The following is a 21,652-nucleotide window of genomic DNA, read 5'->3' on the forward strand; positions in this document are numbered from 1 at the left end:
AGCCGCACTACGTGCGTCTATGGATTTTGAATTTTCAGATTTTTAGATTATCACCAACAGTAGAAGTCGGGTTTTTCAAATTAATTGCTTCAACATCGAATTATTGTCATCAAACCCGACCTTTGATGATTATCAAGTGCAGAATTACCGGAATCCTAGATAATACGGGTTCAAAAATGTCGGCAACACATCCAGAATATGAAATACATGTGGAGACGTAATATATATTATTTGGAGACGTAATATATTTGTGGAGACGTAATATATTACGTCTCTACAAACACAATTCATCCGTTACATTCTTTTTTTTCAAATTAGGATAACAGAATTTCCTCCTGTCTCCTGAATTAATTCAAATCCGATGCATTAGCCACCAAATCTTCTGACTTCCCGTAACCATAGGGTTCAGCCATCACAATTGGTAATTGCTTCTCAAAATTTTCCACTGGGGGTGGAGAAGGAACCAACCATTCCAAACCAATTGCTCTCCAAGGGTTATCGGGTGCTTTTTTCCCATCAGCCCAGGAGCTAACCATATTCAACAAAAATGGTAAAGTTGACATCCCCAAGATAAACCCACCGATACTGGCAATTACATTCCAAAAAGCAAATTCGGGGTCATAGGAAGCAACTCGACGAGGCATTCCTTGTAATCCTAATGGATGCATGGGGAAAAAGTTCAGGTTTGTCCCAATAAAAGTCAACCAAAAATGTAATTTACCTAAACCTTCGTAATACATCCGTCCGGTCATTTTCGGGAACCAGTGGTAAATGGCAGCATAAATACCCATGACTGTTGCACCGTAAAGTACGTAGTGGAAGTGACCAACAACAAAGTAGGTATTATTCACATGAATATCCACGGGAACAGATGCCAACATAATCCCGGTAATCCCGGCAAATACAAACATAATCAACCCACCCAATGCAAATAACATCGGTGTATCCAATCGTAATTTTCCTCCCCAAATTGTCCCTACCCAGGCAAAAACCTTTATACCAGTGGGTACAGAAATTAACATCGTCGAGAACATAAACAGTATCCGCATCCAACCGGGTGTACCACTGGTAAACATGTGGTGTACCCAAACAATGCCGCTTAAACCGGTAATAATTAAAGATGAGACAGCAACGACTTTATAACCAAATAGGGGTTTGCGAGCATAGACAGGAAATATTTCCGAAAAAATCCCGAATACTGGCAAAATAATTACGTACACTGCTGGATGGGAATAAAACCAGAAAAAGTGCTGGTATAAAACCGGATCACCCCCCCTAGCAGGGTCAAAGAAACTGGTTCCCACCGTCAAGTCAAATAACAACATCACTGCTCCTGCGGTGAGGGCTGGTAATCCAAATAACTGGATAATTTGGGCACTTAACACAGTCCAAACATAGGCTGGCATTCGGAAAAATCCCATTCCTGGGGCACGCATTCTGATAATAGTGGTGACAATATTTACAGCCCCTAAAATCGATGATATCCCCGATAGGGCTACTGCTAACAACCAGAGAAATTGACCGTTAAACAAAATACCCGTAGGATTCTGGGTGCTAACCGGTGGGTAAGACCACCATCCAGCTTGAGCTGGACCACCGGGGACAAAAAAGCTGGCCATGAGGATAATACCGAAGATAGGAACCATCCAAAAGGCTACGGCATTTAAGCGGGGAAAGGCCATATCCCGTGCGCCAATCATTAAGGGGACGAGGTAATTGGCTAAACCTGCAAGGACAGGGAATGTCCACATAAATAGCATGACGGTTCCATGCATGGTAAACATGGCGTTGTAGACGGTGCGGTCTACCAGGTCTGCTTCGGGGGTGATTAATTCACCGCGAATAATCATGGCGAATATGCCACCGATGAGGAAAAAGATGAAGGCTGTAACGGTGTATTGGATACCGATGACTTTATGGTCGGTGCTGAAGCTAAAAAATGTTTTCCAGGTGGTGGGTGGATGATGGTGGGTTTCGTGAATTTTGGTTGTTTCTGTTTGTGTGCTAGTCATGGAATTTTGGATTTTGGATTTTGGATTACTGGGAATCTCTAATTACTGAATTGAAAGGGAGTGGGGAGTGGGAAAAAACCACTTTCATTGGTTCTGAGCTAAATTCAGCAACATCCGTAATTTATTCGTAGACGTATCATTGCTACGTCTCTACGACAATTTTTCGTGTGTAAACAATACCGATCTACTTAGTGGTAATTTACTATTGGGGGTTGTGCTGGAATTACGGTTGGCCAATCGGTGTGAATGGGGTGTTCTGTTTTTTTGGTATATTCGGATGCTGCTTGGTTGAAGGCTAGGGATGGTGGTTGGCTAGAGGCTATTTTTAACCATTCTTGGTATTTTTCGGCGGATTCGACGACGACATCGGCTTGCATTGTTGCAAAGTAGGTTCCACTGTACTGGGAATCCCGTAGGCGATATTTACCTTCCCGGATGGGGGTAAATTCAAAGTCGATGGTTTCTCCGGGGATGACATCCTGTTTGACGCGGAATGCGGGAATGTAAAAGCCGTGGATGACATCTTCGGAGGTGAGTTGGAGGTAAGCGCGTTGATTTACTGGTAAATGTAATTCTGTGCTGGTAATATTTTGTTCGGGATAGCGAAACACCCAAGCCCATTGCTTGGAATGAACTTCGATTTTGGGTGGGGGGGTACTTTCCTCTGGAAGGGATGCGGCATTTGCGGATGGCATACCCATTGACATGTGGAAGTGATGATCCATTGGTCCGCGAAGGGAAATTTGGTCGTAGATTTGGTAGCTATAGATGGCAATCCAAATGACCAGGACGAAGGGTATGGCTGTCCAGACCACTTCTAGGGTGAGATTACCTTCAATGGGTGGACCATCACTCATATCATATTTACCAGCGCGGTGGAAAATAATCGAATACAGGATTGCTCCGGTTACTCCCAGGAAAATAAAAGCTCCAATGGTGACTAGAAAGCTGAATAGATGATCGATGAGTATGGATTCGGCTGCGGCTTCAGGGGGTAGCCAGGAGTAGGATTGTTGCCCAATCCAGACGCTAATGATAGCTAGGACGATAAAACTAATGATTAACAGGATAATATTGCGGTTATTCATCACTAATAAATTATTTCAACACAAGATTGGGATTTTCACCTAACCGCAGTAGACGGACGGCGGTGTTATGGACACCAAATTCGCCAGCCATATGGGCACCTAGTGTACCGTGGAGGTACATGAGGAACATAATAATTAGCCCAACAAGCAGATAGCTCCATTGCACTTGTCGGGACATGTCGTTGCGCCAGTAAAAACGTTGAAAGCCTCGCCAGACAGTCATCCCCACAATCATGGTTAGGAGAAATACTCCACCGACACCATGCCAAATCAGGGTTTCTGCGGCTGGGAGTCCCCAAGCGCTTTTGACATCACTGGGGGGTTGGGCGAGGATAATTTCGTAGAATCCGGAAGCAACGGTAAAAAAGGTGACAATGGCGGCGGCGAGCATATTGTACCAACCTACGTCAAAGAAGGCGGCACGGGTGGCTGGAATTGCCAGGAATTTAAATACGGGTTTTTCTAGGGTATAAAATACACCAACAATATCAAAGGCGATCGCGACAATAAATAATCCCAGGGTCAAGTGGACTAGATTAGGATGGATGGGAATGGTGTAGGGTAGTCCATTTGCACCTAGAGACAAATGCTCGACTAGTTCTTGACTCATAAAATCCCCTCTTTGACGGCTTCGACAACTGGTGCTGTATGCAATCCGTATACCCAAACCAGTTTATCTCCCAGGTAAATTTGGTAACAGACCAAAAGTGTCAAAAATACTCCTACTCCTAGGTAGGAAATCGGTAAACTTTTCGGGTCGCGTAAACGAATTACATACCGCCACCCGGTAATTGCAGCAATCACCCCCGATAATGACCAACCTATTAGGGTATGTAAATTTAATACTGGTTCGACGGCTCTGTAAGCTAGGGCTAAACCAGCTTCGATTTGACCAAAAACAATGGCCACAAAGATGGAAATGGTGGCAAAAAACATGTTCCACCAACTCACTTCCAATAGACGGGGATTACGGGTAAAGTAGCCAATTACATCGCAAAGGAAGGCAAATAAAACCATCGCAATCACAAAATGGACAACGATGGGGTGAATGGTATCCGGATAGGGTAGATTATGTTCATTTAGGGGTGGAAGCAAATTCTCGAACATTGTGTTCCCTTCTACATATTTGTTTATATCTAGCGAAGCATTTGCTACAACTTACGACTTGATATTAACAACAAAACCACACTTGTAAACTGGAGTAAAGATTAAATTTAGCTGAGTTGAAAGTGTGTAGGAAGTAGAGACGACCCGTCGGGTCGTTTGTGCAGGGAGTTAGAGAAAAACAGCTATTTCCTATTTACAAGACTGGGCTGACAATGTTGTTTTGGTTGTGGTTCTGATTTGCTTCTGTTTCGATAATTTGATGGAGAATGGTTCTGAGGCGATTGCCCCAACTGCGATCGCGGTCGTAAAATTGAGATTGTAACCGTTGACAGGCTAAACGTTTACGGTTATAAATCTCTAAATCGCGATAAAGTAATAAAATCGCTTCCCGATAGGCAGAAATATCCTCCGGGGGAACGGAAATTACAGCCTCATCGACGTAGGATAGGGCTGGACATACGGGAGATGTGACGACAGGACGACCACAGAGAATACTTTCGGCGACAACACGATTAAACCCTTCCACGAATTCTGTACGCGTGGGAACAACTACAATGTGGGAACGAGCGAACATTTCCCGCATTTGGGGTTTGAGTAAGTAACCGTGGCAAAAAAAGTTATCTGTTAACCCGCTCTCCCGGACTGCATGACGCAGGGTTTCTAGTTGGGAACCACCACCGCAAATATGGAAATGAATATCACTAATTCCGACTGCGGTAATGCTGCGGGCAATTTCTAATAAATCAAATACCCCTTTGTCGTATTCTACCCGACCAGCAAACAAAACATGAAACGGCGATCGCACTGGTGATGGTGGTGGGATATCTGCAAAATCCTTGGGTCGATAGGATGGTAAAAATTCAAATACAGGAGAGTTTTGTTTAACTGTTAATTGCTGAATTTGTCTCGCAATTTCGTTCGATACAGCTAAAATTCCTGCACATTTATTGGCAAACAGATGACGACTTAAATATAAAGCGATTTTTTCTCCCCAACTTTGACCCCCATATTCTCGCCATAATACACAATGCACGGAGGGAATGACTCGAATACCTAACCAGGAAAATAAATATAAAACAAACCAATGGGTTGTACCACTAGATGCAATTAAAACATTCGCACGAAACCGCAAGGCAGAAATTAATAACTTGATTCCGTAGAATATTTGCCGTAAATGATACACAATACCACCAGCATTCGGTAGGGGAACAGGGAGTTTTTCAATCATAAATTGTTCTCCCTGAATTAAGTCATGGGTTTTAGCTTGGGCAATTACGTAGGCTTGAGCGTCGAATTCCTGACAAACATCATAAAATTGACTAGAATAGGTGACAGAAACCTGTGCCGGAGATTGTTCCCCTTGACTCCAATATTTATAGGATTGAATTACGTCTTCAGGTCCAACTGCATACAGAATTCTCAGTGATTTTGACTTCATAGATACCCTGATAATAAAATGCTAATCAGTGTTTAATTTGACCAATTATTCCTCAGAAATTTCCATAATTGGTTAGCACACGATTCATTCTAATCAAGGATTATACTGAATTAGCTCTATCGGAAGTAAATTTTTTCCAGATTTTGCTATTACTGGATAAAAATATTACTGCTACTTACGAATTCGCAATCAAGGTTGACAAAACTTTATAATCAAAGTTTACTAACCCAAGTTGCTATTTATAAAAGAATGTCGATATAATTAAAGTCTGCTAACCCAAGTTGCTAGTTATAAAAGAATATCGATTTTCAAGTACAAAATCTAAAATTTTCGTGTCTAAAAATACAGGAAAACAGATATTATGTATCACATCGATACATTATGATACATTTAGAGGCATTAACTAGCAACTTACATTACTACTTAATAAATTTATTGAGTTCTTGGACTAAAAGATGCACTGTTGTACAAGGATTGTCTTGAGCAGGAATGTGAGGATCGTATTGATTGAGTAGATTCGTAGCGTTTCTGATGGCGGTAGATTGCTGATCAAGTAGTTCATCGTAAATTGTTTCACTATTTTTTTTATACCCTCGATTCAAAAGAAGACCTAATTTTTTGAGATAATCACTTCGAGGAATTCCAGTATTGATAAACTCAAAGTGAAGGACATACCATAATTCAAATGCTTCATTAGAATAAGCTACTTGGAAACCTTGGTTTTCAGCATTGTTGATAGCATTATTAAAATCTTCGGGAGTCCAAGAATCTCTATCGAAAACACACCAGACTTGATCATACTCTTCTTGCTGATTTAACTCTTTAGCAAAGTTTACGAGTTTACTAGGATTTTTTCCTAATCCCTTGACATCTATTTCTGCAACATTTTTAGGAACACGAAAGCTTCTAAAGTAATTAGGTTCAGTTTTCTCCCCCTCACACACAATCAAGAATCTCTGTCTAACTTCTTTCGTGTCAACTTTTCTCGAAGAATATCCACGGGAATATGGCTTTCTTTTAGACATTGCTTTCAATCAAGTAATTTAGATTACCTATATAAGGGATTGCACCATATCTTCCCTTGATATAATCACTCTCGAAAGATGCATCATTACGTATTTTATACTCGGCTAGGGAGTACAAATCTGTTGCACCATATCTGTTCTTTTCAGTAAACCAAATCTGATCTCTACGAAAGATTTTATTACTAAGTAGATTGGTATCATGGGTCATGAAAATTAGTTGAGCATTGTTGGGATTTGCTTCCTGAGAATTAAATAGCTTAACAATTGCAAGGCTAATTAAAGGATGAAGTCTTGCATCAAACTCATCTATAATTAGAATCTCTCCTTCTTTCAAAGCACAGATCAAAGGACCAGCTAAGGCAAAAACCTTTTTTGTCCCTTCAGACTCATGACTTTCTAAATCAAACTTTTCGATTGACTTGTGCTTCCCGTCAGCATCAAACTTCTGATGGGAAATACCAATTGAAGTTGCTTTACCTCTTCCTGCTTTAATTATGAGCTTCTTCAAAACATCCGGCATTTCATCGGGTAGTGATTCATCGGTAAAATCTTCCTGCTCAACTTGTATATCGCTAATCCCTAAGTCTAACTTTTTGACAAATTGAACAATATCAGCTTTGTTCTTATTATTTATTAGACAACTGATTGTATAATTTCGATAAACTTCATCATGCAGACCTGAAATTATGTTAAGCTTATCCGCTATATACTCTAAAATTCTTTCGGCTATATCAACATTAAATTGAGCGGAAACAGACAAAAAAAGCGCATTACTTCTAGTTCTTTGTTGAACACCATCGGCCTTATAAACTTTGGAGGTTTTGATACTATCAAGTTGACGTTCAAATAGATTAGTTTCCCTAACTTTAGGAACATAAAATAGCCACTCAGATATTACTCGCTCTTGCGTTACCTGAAAACCATATCGATATTTTCTTCCGTCCATTAAAAATGCTAACTCGAAGTGTGACGGCTTTCCTTCAGTTTCTGTACTGAGTCTAAACGGTTCCACTTCTATTTCATCTGTACTTTGAGTTTCTTTCGATGAGTTGACCATAAACCACTTCATGAAGCGTAATGCTTTCGCAAGATTGCTTTTACCGCTAGCATTGGCTCCATATATTGCAGTCGTCTTCAGTAGTTTCAGATGCTTATCTATCTCAAAAGTGTTATTTTCATCAAGGCTCTTATCTTTTGATACCAAATTAGCTGCCACCATACTAAAGGTGACTGGCTCCTTGAATGATCTGTAATTACCAACACTAAATTCGATAAGCATGACTCATCCTCTGACTTAAGCAGGTTTTTTGTGAAAAAATCACAAATACCTATCTCAAAGTTAGCAGAAATTAGGATTATTAGATTAAGATATTTTGATATCTTAATCCTCGTTAAAACTTTACTTATCAAGATTTATCATCAGATATCCGATGTTGAGAAGAAAAAATCCAGCCTTCAAGCTGGATTTTTCTGTTAACGAGTAATTCCTAGTAGGAACTGCTTATCTATTTGAGTTCTCACCGGAGAACTTTGGAGAAGTTGCTCATATAAAGATTGGGTTTGCTGACCAAAACGTTCCCAGGAAAGGTATTTCGCAGTTGCGATCGCATTTGTTCCTAGTTTTTCCCGTAACTTGCGATCGCCAAATATATTGGGGTGCAATTCCCAAGGGATAGACTTTGACCTGGGATTCCGGTTTTAATCCCGCAGTTACGATTGCATCCGCATCCCGTGAACTATGGCAAATTACCACATCCGCAAGTTTAATGGTTTTAAATTCTTGCCAATTAATCCAGTGACGGGTCGCCAATTTATACTTGAGGGGTAATTTCATGTATTGGGCGATTTCTTGAGTGATCCTCGCTTGTTCATCCAGAAACTCTAGACCATGTAATCGCATAGCTAAAAGTGGTCTTTTATCATCACCTAATTTCTTTAAGCGCTGAAATAAACGCCAGCCAATATTACCTGCCACCTCCACTACATCACTATTTTTAGCAATAGTAAATATTCTTTTTTCAACTGCAAATGCGTATACTAATACCGACACAATACTCGGCAAGTTTGTATTGATATAATCTTCTGCATTGAATAACTGAACTTGGCAGCCCAGGTTTTGCAATTCATGGTGAAGATGCAAATAAACCTTTGACGCTCCTGCATTCCAGTCACTTTTATGTCCAGAAACAAGTGTGATTTTCATAATTTATAGATAATACATCAAGAGAATAGCGGTATTTTTACCTAAGTATTAATGCACGTATTGTTCACTGACAAATATCTATTTACCTCATATTATCGTTAAGTATATTCACTCTTCTACTGTAACCAATAACTCCAAGTAATTTAGAAAAATTTGTATTAAATATCTGTAGGTTTATATTTGCCAAAAATGTTTACACAATGAAAATATCGAAATATAGGAGAAAACACTGATGTATCCTTTAACAGTTTCTTCATATTTGAGATGGATCAGGATAATTACGGAAAATCAACCCGTATTTGACGTAAATACTTCCTAATACCGTTTGACTTTGGAGTTAATCCATTTAGAGAAACAGTGGATGCAAGGGTAAGAAAATGTATCAAAATTTTTGTGAAATGGTATAACTCTTTTCTCCCTCCATTTCCAAGCTATTCTTAGAGGTGTGACGCAACATGTAGCTTGAAGCTTAAGTGCAAAGCGTCTAAGATACAGCCTATTCCTGACTTGAAAGTAAGTGAGGAGTAGGGAAAATTCATTTTCATAGGTTTTTGGTGTAACCATTACATATAGGTTATTTCCCCAGGCCATTTAGACACAGCCAGGAGAGAAAATAGTTCATTATTACTCCCTGCTCCCTATTTTTCAAGCTACACTCCCAAAAACTCTGTAAACTTTTCTGCTATCCTCCGAAAACCTTGTTAGAATGGGAAGAAGTTGTAAAAATATACTTCAACAGTAATGTTTCCCCATAGTTTTTTAAGTCAAATAGCTCAAGACCACGAATTATCACCGGAACAAGAAGAAGTTTTCATCATGCGTTTCGGTGATGACCAAAGTTACGAAGAGATTGCACAAAAATTAGGTACTTCTGCGGATGCTTGTTTGAAACGAATGGGTCAGGTATATAAAAAATTAAATGTCAGTGGTAATAGTCGTGGGAAAGAAAATCGTTTACGCATATCCCTAAATAAAAAATTAGCTCAGTTGGAAAACGCAGTTAATCATACAAATTATGGTGAAAAAGTAACTAGCAAAACAAATTCTGTACCCAATCCCTTCAGTCAAATTACTAAACCCCAAATTTATCAGAATTTACCAGCGCGGGAATACACATTATTTGTAGGAAGGACTCAAGAAATTTCCCGATTGATGGAATTATTAGACCATAATCATGCAGCTCATTTAATTAGTGTGGATGGAATCGGTGGAGTTGGTAAAACTACCCTAGTTTTAGAAGCTGCTTATCGTTGTTTAGAAGCAACTATTCACTCATCAGAAATATCAGAAATACCCCAATTTCAAGCCATTATCTTTACTTCTGCCAAGCAAAATTATTTAACTAGTATGGGTATTTTACCCAGATTAACCAGGGAAAGAACCCTACGAGATATTTGTTTGGAAATTGGGAGAACTTTAGATATTAAAGAAATTCCCAATTTACCAATTTACGAACAAATTCAATTAATTCGTCAAAGATTAGCCACAATTTCCACCCTCCTCATCATTGATAATTTAGAAACAATTGAAGATCAACAGGAAGTGTTAGCTTTTCTCTACGACCTACCCCCCTCCGTCAAAGTTGTCATTACCACTCGCGAACAAGCTTTATTTGTACCAATTCGGTTGAGTTGTTTATCACGGGAAGCTGGTTTACGTTTAATTCAACATGAAGCAAAAGAAAAGGGAATTAGTCTCACCCATGAAGAATCCCACCAGTTATTTACCCGTGTAAGTGGAATTCCCGCAGCTATTATTTACGGAATTGGTCAACTTGCTGCGGGGTATTTACTCTCGGATGTATTGTTACAAATCACAGATTCCCAGAGTGATGTCGCAAGGTTTTGCTTCCTCGCTTCTGTTACACCTTTACGGGAAACAGTTCCCCATTACTTACTCATGGCATTGTCTTTATTTATACAGCCAATTGTCAGGGAAACAATTGCCAAGATTACTTTTGAAGATGCCGATCCAGTGTCTACATCTAAGGGTTTAGCTAAGTTACAACAACTTTCACTCGTTACACAGAACCAGGGATATTACGGATTACTAGCCTTAACCCGTGAGTATAGTTTAGCTGAATTGGCAGCCCACAGTCAGTTTGCCAAGGAAGTACGCGATCGCTGGGTGAAGTGGTATGTGCAGTTTTCGGAGGATTACGGAGGAAAGACTTGGCAGGAATGGCATTTAGGTTATAGCCATCTGGATCAACAATGGGAAAATGTACGAGCGGTGTTGGAGTGGTGTATCACTCAGGGTCGCTATGCAGATGTGCGATCGCTGTGGCAACATATCAAAGGGTATATTCACACCCGTGGGTATTGGGATGAACGTCTAGATTGGACGGATTGGTTAATCACAGCAGCAAAACAGGTGGGTGATTGGTTTACCTGTGTGGAAATCATGAGCGATCGCGCTGCGACTTTAGTCCGTTTACGTCAACCTAGTCAACTCCAAGAAGCGGAAGGTCTGCTTCAGGAAGCTTGGAATTTACGTCACCACCAAACCATCAAGTTCCAGTTGGAATTGGCTACAAATATGGTAATTTTGTATATTCACCTCGGTAAATTGGAACAAGCACAAACATGGTTGCAAACCGAGGAAAATTTACTCACCCAATCCTCCCTCCCCGACCTGGAGCAGCAGCAACAATTAGTCCATATTCTCTACTATCGAGGTCAAATTTTTTACCAGCAAGCGGATTATCAACAAGCAAGTGTAGTGTTTACCCAAGCATTGGAACAAGCACAAACGGTAAAATGGCAAAGAGCGATCGCTGCGATTCACAATTGGCTAGCAGATATTGCCATTAAACAGGGTAATTTAGAGCAAGCGCGACAACTACTAGACTACAGTTTACCAATGGCTTTAGAGAATAAGGATGCTCGGGCGATCGCATTTCATCAAGCTACCTATGCTAAGTTGGAGAAATCATCGGGAAATATTCGCCAATCCCAAGATTTAGCCCATAAAGCGGCAAATGCTTTTACGAGTTTGAAAATGACTGTAGAAGCTCAAGAAATGCAGGATTTACTCGACAGTTTAGAGGAAAAAAATGTTTGATATATTACTACGAAAGAGGAATTAATTACCTGTTTGGGTAATTTTTCCCTCGTCTTTTAAACCTTTTCCATCTCCTGAGTTTGTAAATAAGGTGTAGGCAATGTCATGCAAGCACTCAGATGGGTCGGTAAATGGGGATAAATAGGCAAATCAATACATGGTGCTGTTTCTGTATCTGTGTCATCCCAAATATTTGTACCCAAGTATTTCTGCAAGAGTAATTTTGCATCCATCCAGTTGAAATTTTGGCTAGTATTTTGCTCTGTTGGCGCAAATCTATGATGTAAAATATAACCATACAAATTTTGGCAATCTTGCATATATTGATAGGTATCAACTAAAATATGGGTATGCCAAACTTCATCAATTTCTACAGTCGGAGCTAAGGAAACTTGAGGATAAATAAATCGCAAAAACAAAAATAGTTTATATCGAGAAATCGCTTGTTTCGCCCTTTCCTCGCTCCAACCTAAACCATACTCCTTTGATGTCAACTTATCAGTCACCAAACTAAAATCTAACTTATTTAATCTATCCCAAAAACTACTTGTTACCATTTTCAATGTAATTCCTTTACTTAATAGTTAATAGCATCAGCAAGAGAACATTTTATGATGATTTTACAGATAGACTCAACTTTTATATTCACTATTTTTCAACTGCTAAAATGAGATATTTCGACATACCTAAATTCCCTACAGCAATTGAAAAATAAAGGTTATCAGCATTTTCAGAATATTATTATCCTGAATTTATCTGCATATTTATCGTATATAAAGGCTACGTATTGTATTATTTAAATACAGACAATACTCTGATAATTCCAGAAATCAATTCAAAATCTACGGGAATCCGTTGAGGATTTATAAAATCTTACATGTAGGGTTGTTGACAGTTAACCGTTGACAGTCGCGCAGTTTCCCACAGGGTACAACCAAAACCGATATCTTCACTACTAAAATTAAATTGCAATAATCGGAATCACGCAAGCATCACAAAATCACAGCAACTAATACTCCACCACATTAATTTTGATGTATAAGAAAAGGTTCATGGTCACGCTTTACTTGGATTTCTCACAAAACCCTAAAACTCACAGGGAGTAGGGAGTAGTGAATAGAAGCAAAAGTGTTGAATTTCGATACATAACTTTAAAAATCTAGGGTCTTTGCACGAATTTGAGCTTCTATTAATGACAATGAAGTCAATTGCAGGGTAAATTTGGTATCACCAGCACCAATACACAACTTGGTATCAACCGCTAAAATCTTAAGATTCAACACTTGTGGAATAGAAGGAAAATCAATTCGTTACCCAAGGCTTACAACTGACTCGTGAGAAATCCAGGTTTAGTGCTTCATATTGATACTTTTTCAAGACTAAAGCCACAACTATGAAACTCTCCGACCACTTACGTGGTAGATTAATAACGGTCTGACAAGGCAAAAATGCAGAGTTTGTAGTAAGTAGCTCTAGTCCTAAAAAAGCTTTATTTTAGATCGCTAAAGCGCAACCACGTACTTTTTTTTTACCCATCAAAGCTGACCTACCAAACCATTCGCACCCATCGCTAAATTTGGTATCAAAGCTTATAAACCTCGATTTATCTCGCGATCTATCCTCTGAATGATTTTTGCGATAAACTATTGACATGATATTTATTTCGATTATTCTAGAAATATGGCATCATCTCAAGCAGCTCAATATGCGGATATGTTCGCAGCACTGGGTTCGGAACCGCGTTTAGAGATTATGCGGCTACTTTTTGCTGCATATCCGGAAGGGGTGACGGTGGGTGAAATCCAGGAACAAGTGAAAATTCCGAATTCAACCCTATCCCACCATTTAGAAAAACTCCGTCACGAGAAATTAGTAACTTCTCGTAAACACAAACAGTTTTTGTATTACTCAGCGAATGCGGAAGCAATGCAGGATTTGCTGTCATTTTTATCTACGCAAAAAGCGTTAACTACGACCGATACACCCATAAATACAACATCTGGGGAGGATGGATTTATGCAAAATAATTTCTTTCGATTTTTTGAGTCGGTTTTTACAAATCTTCTGGGTTCGCTGTCGAGTCGATTTTATCTATCTGGTTACGACCGTTTTAGTGAAAAAGCGATGAGGGTGATTCATTTAGCGCAACTAGAATCACGACGTTTACAACATGAATTTATTGGTACAGAACAGATATTGATTGGAGTTTTAGGTGTAGGAGATGGGATTTGTCAACAAATACTAAATAACTTGGGTGTAAATTTAGCCGATGTACAACAAGAAGTGGAAAAAATTATCGGTAGAGGGAAACAAATATCTCTAGTTGATGTTCCCTTTACACCGAGAGCAAAACGAGCATTGGAACTTGCGGTAGCAGAATCACAAAAGTTACATGGGAATCAAATTGAAGCGGAACATTTACTGTTAGGAATTTTGCAAGAAGGTACGACTGGTGGGGGTGGAGTCGCAATTCGTGCTTTACAACGTTTGCAAGTTGATTTAAGCAGCTTAGAACAGAGTTTACGGAGTGCTATTTCGTAATTTTAATAGGGTCTGCGGCAAAAGTCTTTTAGTAGGGGTAGGGAATGGGGAGTAGGGAGTAGAGAATAGTTTTAAACCAACAATTCCACTTTTCATAGACTGCAAAAAATTACAGTTCAAGGTTTTTGAGCTTCTACACACCTTATTGGAAAGCACTTTTTGTGACTAAAATACCCTCTATATCTTCTTTTTCAGCAAGTCCTAATTAGAAATCAGTGCATTGCGAGAAAGTGAGTTATAAACGTTGATTAATGGGTTGGTTTACCTACTACTAGTCCACCACATTAATTTAATTTTTAAGCTTGAGGAAAGGTACGTAGTTGCGCGAGTCTACAATAACCCTGCGGGTATAGCGCTTTATATTAATGCTTTTTCAAAGCTCAAGCCACTACTACGAACCCCTCCTTATGTGGACTTAAACGGTGGACTAAAACTTCCTGATTTGAAAGAGAGTGGGGAATAGTGAGTAGGAAAAACCACTTTCATACCTTCTAGTATAGGCAGTTCATGATGACTACTCCCTGAAAGTTTTAGGAGGTGGTGAGAAATCCAGGTAAATTTTCTCCTAACAAAACCTAAACCTTGCTTCGGTCGGTGAGAATTTCATATCCAGTTTCTGTGACTAATACAGTATGCTCAAACTGGGCGGAGAGGGAACCATCAACGGTTACTGCTGTCCATCGGTCAGGTAAAATTCGCGTGTGTTTAGAACCAGCATTGAGAATTGGTTCAATCGCAAGGGTCATACCTGCAATCAACTTCACATTTGGCATTTCCCGGGTGCGGAAGTTAAATACGGATGGTTCCTCATGGAGGTTGCGTCCGACACCGTGTCCGGTAAATTCTTCCACCACATTGAAACCATTGGCTTTCACGTGGTCTTCAATTGCTCCTGCAATATCCATGAGGTAATTACCAGCTTTGACCTGCTCAATACCTTTGTAGAGAGCTTCTTCGGCTACCCGAATTAACTTAGCTGCGTCCTGCTTGACTTTACCGACAGCGATTGTAATACAGGAATCACCGTTAAATCCCTGATAAAAAGCACCCGTATCCACCTTGAGGACATCACCATTACGGATAACTTTTTTCGGGTTGGGAATACCATGAACAACTTCGTCATTGATGCTAGCGCAAATTGAAGCGGGGAATCCTTGATAACCTTTAAAGGTTGGTTTTGCACCCATTTCCCGAATTCGTTTTTCCGCATAGGCATCCAAATCTGCGGTAGTCATTCCTGGTTGAACCAGTTCAGAGATTTCCTTGAGGACTGTGGCAACAATTTTCGCTGCTTGACGCATGATTTCAATTTCGCGCTGAGATTTAATCTCAATCCCTCGACGTTGCCGTTTTGACTGGGTTGATTGAACTGGTTGATTCAGCAGATTACTTAAGATGTTCATGGGAAATTAAATAACTTTGGATCGGATTTTATATCGATATCTGGTTTTGAATGGGTTTAGCAACAATATCTATATTTAAGTTAACTTATTTTGAGTCAATTAGTGGAAATAGTTAAAAAACAGTGTTAGGGATTGGCTGCGCGGAAACAAATTAAATCCGCCAACTCACAAAATCCTGTTCCTTCACTGTTGTTAGTAATGTAGGTGGGTTGATGCTGGAGGAGATAGGTATATTCCATTACATTTGCCACGCCAACGGAATTAGGGAATTTTTCTTGATTAAATAGGGTTTCATCGTTAGGACTATCTCCTACGGTAATTACTTTTTGGGGAGTATAAACCCGTTCTAAGTGATGATTCATCACTGTCAATAGTCCCCTCGCTTTGTCTTGCATTAGGGGTTTGATGTGACATTGGACGGTGCTGTAGGTAAAACCCCATCCCAACTCCAGACAAATGGCTTGAATGTGCTGCAACTGACCGGGTGTTAATTTGGCAACATCAAAAGTCCAATCTGTAATCCGGAAACGATTATCAGCTGATTCCTGAATTTGGGGGAATTGGCGTTGGATTTGGCGAAAAACATCCCCAAGTTGCTGACGGTGAGCCTGAATATCCTCAATTTCCGTGAGAAATACTGGTATATCACTATTAGCAGCATAGAACAAACCACCATTTTCAGCGATCGCTCCATCAATGGGTAGGTAATGGGCAATTCCACTGACCCATCCGGCGCTGCGTCCAGTGACAATTATCACTTTAATTCCGGCGGCATTTAAATTGTAAAACGCCTGCATCAATTCACGGGTAAACTTTCCAGCGGTAGTTAAAGTTCCATCCATATCGGTAGCGATGAGTCGGATTTGACTCCAAATTGGCAGGGTTGTATTTTCCGAAAGTAGGTTAGACATGGGTGATTTTTGGGCATCCTAAACTTGAATACCATATATCTATGTGTGTGCCAATTATGTCCGTTCCGGTGTATATCATTGCCCAGACAGCCAATGCTAACAATCAAAAGGCATCTCCGGTAACCGCAAAACCCCAGACTGTAAATACCCAAGTGACGGAAAATGTTGCAGTCAGCGAGTTCCAATCACCGCCTTTTTTTGTGGTGACATCAGGATTTTTGGCAGTGATGGTGATTGGATTGATTATCTATGGCAAAATTCAATTAAATAAGTTAAATAAAAAAATCCGATTTGAACAATTTCGCACCCGTGAACTGGAGAAAAAATTTAAATTGGCCCTAGAAACCATTCGCAAAATGGAAACTAACCCGGATTTAATTAATTCACGGGAATTTAACCTGGATTATCTACGGATGCGGATGGCTGAGGAGGTATTCCATTTTGCTATTGTCAACCAGATCAAAATTAAGGTCAAAAATAAAATTACAGAGGCTTTACGCTCGAATACGAATGCGACGGGGGTTGTAGGGTTAGCCAACAACACTGGACGACAGATTGATGAAATATTTGATGTAGAATATGAAACCGGAGCAGCACCGGATATTCGTAAACGCGTCCTATTCCGAATTCAAATTCGTTTGATGAAGTTACCGACACAGACCACATCGGCAACAATTAGCCAAATTATTGATTGTATTGAAACTTACTTAAGTCCAGCCGAAGACCACGATACTTGGCAACCTACAATTCAGGGACGGATTGCTTTTATGCATTGGGATCAAAAGGCAAAACCGACTCCTTTACTAGTATTAGAACAGTCGAACGAAGGGGTAAATGTAACCTTCCGTACCAGTCGTCAAGGGAGTCTCCCGACACCACCTCCTCCTAAAAACCATAAATCACGCATCACAGGTTGATTTGGTTTAATTTGTAGAGACGTAGCTACGTCTCTACTAGTCAAAATTCATTTGTCGGATTCTTTTGGCAAATTTGTATTACTTTTTAACTGACGCTGAATTTCTCGTAAATTTTGATACATTTCCGGAAGACGGGAAAGCACAGCCGAAACCCGCAGGAACTTTTTGTAGGGTATAGCGGGACTACCGGAGACAATTTCACCGGGGGGAATATCATTATGGACACCAGCTTTCGCAGAAGCGATCGCACCGTCACCGATTTTGGCTTGGTTAGACACACCAGTTTGTCCACCGAGGATGACCCGATTACCCAAAATCACACCTCCAGCCATTCCTGCTTGTCCAGCGATCGCACATCCATTTCCGGTTTTACAACCATGTCCGACTTGGACTAGATTATCAATCACCGTATATTTGCCAATTCGGGTTTCTCCGACTGCGGGTCGGTCAATAGCAGTATTACAACCAATCTCCACCCCATCTTCCAAAACAGTGTAACCAGACTGTTGCATTTTCATCCATCCAGTGGGTGTGGGGACAAAGCCAAAACCTTCTGCACCAATGACCGCACCGCTATGGATTACGCAATGATTCCCAACTTGGGTTCGTTCGTGGATTGTACAGTGGGAATGGAGCAAAGACCCCCGACCTATTTTCACATGGGGATAGATAACCACATGGGGATGGATACAAACATTATCCCCGATTTCCACATGGGGTTGAATCACCGTATAAGCCCCGATGTGGACATTTTTCCCGATTTTCGCAGTTTCATGGATCACAGCCGTCGGGTGGATTTCCGGTTGCGGTTGCCAAGGTTGATAAAAAATTGCGATCGCTTCAGCAAAAGCTAAACGAGGTTCACGGGTAGCAACCCAAGCCAAACCCCGTTCCGTTGCCAAGTTTTGAATTTCCGCATTATTCGCCAAAATTACCGCACTTGCAGCAGTCGTCTGGATAAAGGAGACAAACTTACCCCCCTCCACATAACTAATTGTCCCCTCAACAGCCTCATCAATCGCTGCGACTCCATTAATTTCTGGATTATGCCCTGGATTTGCCCCCAGACTACTTGTCACCACCAAATTGCCCAACTTTTCGACAATCTCACTAAACTTCATCTCCATACCCTTTATCTGTGTCTAACCTGACCGATAGTTCCCATCAGTTTCCCATCCAACCCATCAAGCGATCAAGTTATCAATCTGTATATTTGCAGCTTTACCACCCAGACACGGCGACGACATTTAACCCCCAGGAGTTCCACATCATCCAGGGATGGTTAAAGGCAATTCCTTTGGAGGGCAGCATTTAGCGTACACAGCTTTGCAACAAGCTTGCTACGTGAGAGATTACTTCGCGATCGCACCCTACGACAAGCTACATAACGGTGACATTACTTTGTATAAGTCCGATAAAAGTAATTAAAAGTAATGTCCCATCAGCAAACGTTAAATTTTCCGTCAAAAGTGGGCATCATAATATTTGTAATCCACCAACCTCCATCATCAATGATGTGATGTGATTATTGAAAAAATAATTACAGCAGTCCAAGTGGGATTTGTGAAATCTTAAATGTAGGGTTGTTTACGATTGACAGTTGACGATTAATAGTCACCAGTCATCAGTCAACGACACCCTATTTTTCACGACTTAAATCGGATTGCTGTATTCGGTTACTGTTAGTAATGCCAGGAGAAAATATTTATTTTCACTTTTATTTGAAAATACTCTTGAGATTATCCAATGTTGATTTTATATCGTCAATTTCTTAGTGCATTTCTAGCATCTTTATTATGTGTTCTCGGAGTTATCACCCTCCAATTTCCCAGAATGCAAAAAATGATTAACCGTAGTGCCAAAATCCCATTATCTGAATTGCAAAGAGAAGTATCCGCAGAAAAAATACGCCTCGAAATCCTCAAAAAAATTCCCGCCTTCGGTTACGACAATATCTTCGCTAACGCTGTCTTTTTAAGCTTTCTTCAATACTTTGGTGACGACATCGCCCGTCAAAAAACAGGTTATCACCTCAGTCCCGAATACTTTGAAATAATTTTAAAACACGACCCCCGCTTCCGTTTAGCATACTTAAGCCTTTCCACCAGCACATCCATGTACGCAGCAATGCCAGAAAGGTCTGTACAAATCACCGAACGTGGTTTGCAACACCTAAGACCCTTTTTACCCAAACAATCCTACTATATTTGGAGATATAAAGGGATTGATGAATTATTATTTTTAGGACAATCCCAAGCTGCCAAAAAATCATTTCAATCCGCCGCAGACTGGGCTAAACATTATACCGATACAGAAAGCCAAGCCATTGCCGCCATATCCCAATCCACAGCCAACTTTTTAGCCAGTAACCCTAACAGTAAAACCGCTCAAATCTCCGCATGGGCAATGGTTTTACAAAACGGAGTTGATGAATCTACCCGTAAACGAGTAATCCAAGAAATAGAAAAATTAGGAGGGAGAGTAATTCAAACCGAACTGGGTGCAGAAGTTCGTTTTCCCCAACATGATTAACTAATAAAATCTCTTTTTCTCAGCACTTAATAATTAGAGGAATTACGCACTCGTAACGAGAAATCAGGTGTTTGGGATTGCTTCCTTAGACCGCAATGACGGTGTTTACGTTGTCCCTACGTAAGTCCTGAATTATAGGAATTACGCACTTGTGATCAGAAATCAGGTATTTGAAATTGCTGCTTTGCAAGAAGCCACTGCGCCTCTAACTTACGACCTAGAAGTGCAACGACGGTATTTACTTCCTAATTATTTATCAGTGCAGCTACTAAAATCCGCATCAACTGTTCTAAATCCTCGTAGTTATGTGATTTATGTGAATTTTAGCTTATCATGATATTCAAAAGCCTGGGCGATAAGACTTTATTTCTATGCACAACCCAAGTATTAATATTCCGACCGCATTTCAAGTCACCCACAGCCAATTTCAGGAATTAGCCAGGGTTAATCGTGACATCCAGTTAGAAAGAAGTAAGGATGGGGAATTAATCATTATGCCACCCACAGGTAGCGAAACTGGAAATAGAAATCTAGATATAGAAGGACAACTGTGGTTGTGGAATCGTCAACATAAACTGGGTAAGGCTTTTAATTCATCTACAGGATTTCATTTACCAAATGGTGCAGATCGTTCTCCAGATGCTGCTTGGGTGAGATTGGAAACCTGGGAATCTTTAACTGTCGCAGAAAGAGAGGGTTTTGCTCCTATCTGTCCTGACTTTGTGGTAGAACTTCGTTCTATTTCCGATCAACTCAAACCATTGCAGGAAAAAATGCAGGAATATATCGAAAATGGGGCGCGGTTAGGATGGTTAATTGATCGCAAAAACCGTCGAGTCGAAATCTATCGTCCAGGTCAGGATGTGGAAATTTTAAATCATCCCAATTCGTTATCAGGGGAAGATGTTTTACCTGGATTTATTCTGGATTTGCAAGATGTCTGGTGATAACCTCAATTTACTAGTAACGTGCAAGATTTAAGAAGATGTTGGTCAAGTGTCAATGAAATACCTTATCAACCACTTCTTGAAGACGGTTAATAGACTCAAACGGTTATTTGTCGTTATAACTGTACAGACGCGACATGTCGCATCTCTGGCGATTCCCTTCTCCCTGTAAGGACGACCTGACGGGTCCTCTCTACTCCGAAAAAACGAGCTTGTTAGGTATTAAAACCAACTTTTCAAACATCCTTCAAGTACTGTTATCAGTCAACTGTCAATAAACCCAAAGGAAAATATATCAATCTGTGAAGTGTAATTCAATCCAAAACTTTAGAAAAAGGGTTGATTTATAATAGGGGCTTCTGTTAGTATTAAAATATGGCTCAAAGGGGTTATTATAACCTACTGCGTGAGAATGATAATCACCTAAAAATCTATAAACGGCTCACCGTAAGCTTTTGAGATGAA

General features: G+C 40.1%; 18 protein-coding genes. 6 read left to right on the top strand and 12 right to left on the bottom strand.

All coding sequences use genetic code 11. From position 1 onward, the window contains the following. Window positions 1-347: 347 nt before the first annotated feature. From ctaD to CDC37_RS07775, 8 genes are all read right to left on the bottom strand, one after another. Complete coding sequence (gene ctaD, locus CDC37_RS07740) at window positions 348-2,012, bottom strand: cytochrome c oxidase subunit I (protein ID WP_096621235.1); 1,665 nt, start codon at window positions 2,010-2,012, stop codon at window positions 348-350. A gap of 188 nt (window positions 2,013-2,200) precedes the next feature. Next, the gene (locus tag CDC37_RS07745) at window positions 2,201-3,100 is read right to left on the bottom strand and encodes a cytochrome c oxidase subunit II (RefSeq protein WP_096621236.1); all 900 of its coding nucleotides are present in this window, start codon (window positions 3,098-3,100) and stop codon (window positions 2,201-2,203) included. A gap of 10 nt (window positions 3,101-3,110) precedes the next feature. Continuing rightward, window positions 3,111-3,710, bottom strand: coding sequence for a DUF2231 domain-containing protein (locus CDC37_RS07750; RefSeq protein ID WP_096621237.1), 600 nt, complete (start codon window positions 3,708-3,710; stop codon window positions 3,111-3,113). Then, window positions 3,707-4,207, bottom strand: a complete 501-nt coding sequence (locus CDC37_RS07755) for a DUF2231 domain-containing protein (RefSeq protein WP_096621238.1) — start codon at window positions 4,205-4,207, stop codon at window positions 3,707-3,709. Before CDC37_RS07755 ends, CDC37_RS07750 begins: the two co-directional genes overlap by 4 nt. Window positions 4,208-4,400: 193 nt before the next feature. Beyond that, window positions 4,401-5,645: a glycosyltransferase family 4 protein gene (locus CDC37_RS07760; protein WP_096621239.1), complete on the bottom strand. Its 1,245-nt coding sequence runs from the start codon at window positions 5,643-5,645 to the stop codon at window positions 4,401-4,403. A 419-nt stretch (window positions 5,646-6,064) separates the two neighbouring features. Then, window positions 6,065-6,670, bottom strand: coding sequence for an RloB family protein (locus CDC37_RS07765; RefSeq protein ID WP_096621240.1), 606 nt, complete (start codon window positions 6,668-6,670; stop codon window positions 6,065-6,067). Further along, a complete protein-coding gene (locus tag CDC37_RS07770) occupies window positions 6,663-7,949 on the bottom strand; it encodes an AAA family ATPase (protein WP_096621241.1) in 1,287 nt (428 codons plus the stop codon). Before CDC37_RS07770 ends, CDC37_RS07765 begins: the two co-directional genes overlap by 8 nt. A gap of 264 nt (window positions 7,950-8,213) precedes the next feature. Continuing rightward, the gene (locus tag CDC37_RS07775) at window positions 8,214-8,873 is read right to left on the bottom strand and encodes a hypothetical protein (protein ID WP_096621242.1); all 660 of its coding nucleotides are present in this window, start codon (window positions 8,871-8,873) and stop codon (window positions 8,214-8,216) included. A 741-nt stretch (window positions 8,874-9,614) separates the two neighbouring features. Here CDC37_RS07775 and CDC37_RS07780 point away from each other — a divergent pair. After that, window positions 9,615-11,936 carry an ATP-binding protein gene (locus tag CDC37_RS07780; RefSeq protein WP_096621243.1) on the top strand — a complete coding sequence of 774 codons (2,322 nt, stop codon included), beginning with the start codon at window positions 9,615-9,617 and terminating at the stop codon, window positions 11,934-11,936. Between the two features lie 56 nt (window positions 11,937-11,992). Here CDC37_RS07780 and CDC37_RS07785 read toward each other — a convergent pair whose 3' ends face one another. Then, window positions 11,993-12,493, bottom strand: a complete 501-nt coding sequence (locus CDC37_RS07785) for a glycine-rich domain-containing protein (RefSeq protein WP_096621244.1) — start codon at window positions 12,491-12,493, stop codon at window positions 11,993-11,995. Between the two features lie 1,123 nt (window positions 12,494-13,616). Between CDC37_RS07785 and CDC37_RS07790 the strand changes: the two genes are divergently transcribed. Then, entirely contained in the window at window positions 13,617-14,477 is an 861-nt protein-coding gene (locus tag CDC37_RS07790; RefSeq protein WP_096621245.1) for an ArsR/SmtB family transcription factor, read from the top strand. 575 nt (window positions 14,478-15,052) lie between these two features. Here CDC37_RS07790 and map read toward each other — a convergent pair. Continuing rightward, window positions 15,053-15,880: a type I methionyl aminopeptidase gene (gene map, locus CDC37_RS07800; RefSeq protein ID WP_096621247.1), complete on the bottom strand. Its 828-nt coding sequence runs from the start codon at window positions 15,878-15,880 to the stop codon at window positions 15,053-15,055. A 125-nt stretch (window positions 15,881-16,005) separates the two neighbouring features. Then, window positions 16,006-16,791 (bottom strand): HAD-IIB family hydrolase, encoded by a 786-nt coding sequence (locus CDC37_RS07805; protein WP_096621248.1) that lies wholly within the window; start codon window positions 16,789-16,791, stop codon window positions 16,006-16,008. A gap of 56 nt (window positions 16,792-16,847) precedes the next feature. Here CDC37_RS07805 and CDC37_RS07810 point away from each other — a divergent pair, with 56 nt between their 5' ends. After that, entirely contained in the window at window positions 16,848-17,708 is an 861-nt protein-coding gene (locus CDC37_RS07810; RefSeq protein ID WP_231943298.1) for a hypothetical protein, read from the top strand. Window positions 17,709-17,755: 47 nt separating this feature from the next. On the opposite strand, the gene lpxD is transcribed toward CDC37_RS07810, so the two are convergent. After that, a complete protein-coding gene (lpxD, locus tag CDC37_RS07815) occupies window positions 17,756-18,829 on the bottom strand; it encodes a UDP-3-O-(3-hydroxymyristoyl)glucosamine N-acyltransferase (RefSeq protein ID WP_096621249.1) in 1,074 nt (357 codons plus the stop codon). A gap of 17 nt (window positions 18,830-18,846) precedes the next feature. Between lpxD and CDC37_RS24080 the strand changes: the two genes are divergently transcribed. The 3 genes from CDC37_RS24080 to CDC37_RS07825 all read left to right on the top strand — a co-directional run bounded on the left by CDC37_RS24080 (window position 18,847) and on the right by CDC37_RS07825 (window position 21,187). Then, entirely contained in the window at window positions 18,847-19,023 is a 177-nt protein-coding gene (locus tag CDC37_RS24080) for a hypothetical protein (RefSeq protein WP_157780676.1), read from the top strand. 431 nt (window positions 19,024-19,454) lie between these two features. Beyond that, window positions 19,455-20,240 carry a hypothetical protein gene (locus CDC37_RS07820; RefSeq protein WP_096621250.1) on the top strand — a complete coding sequence of 262 codons (786 nt, stop codon included), beginning with the start codon at window positions 19,455-19,457 and terminating at the stop codon, window positions 20,238-20,240. A 371-nt stretch (window positions 20,241-20,611) separates the two neighbouring features. Continuing rightward, the gene (locus CDC37_RS07825) at window positions 20,612-21,187 is read left to right on the top strand and encodes a Uma2 family endonuclease (RefSeq protein ID WP_096621251.1); all 576 of its coding nucleotides are present in this window, start codon (window positions 20,612-20,614) and stop codon (window positions 21,185-21,187) included. Window positions 21,188-21,652: the final 465 nt, after the last annotated feature.

This window comes from Calothrix sp. NIES-3974, from assembly GCF_002368395.1.
Lineage (GTDB): Bacteria > Cyanobacteriota > Cyanobacteriia > Cyanobacteriales > Nostocaceae > NIES-3974.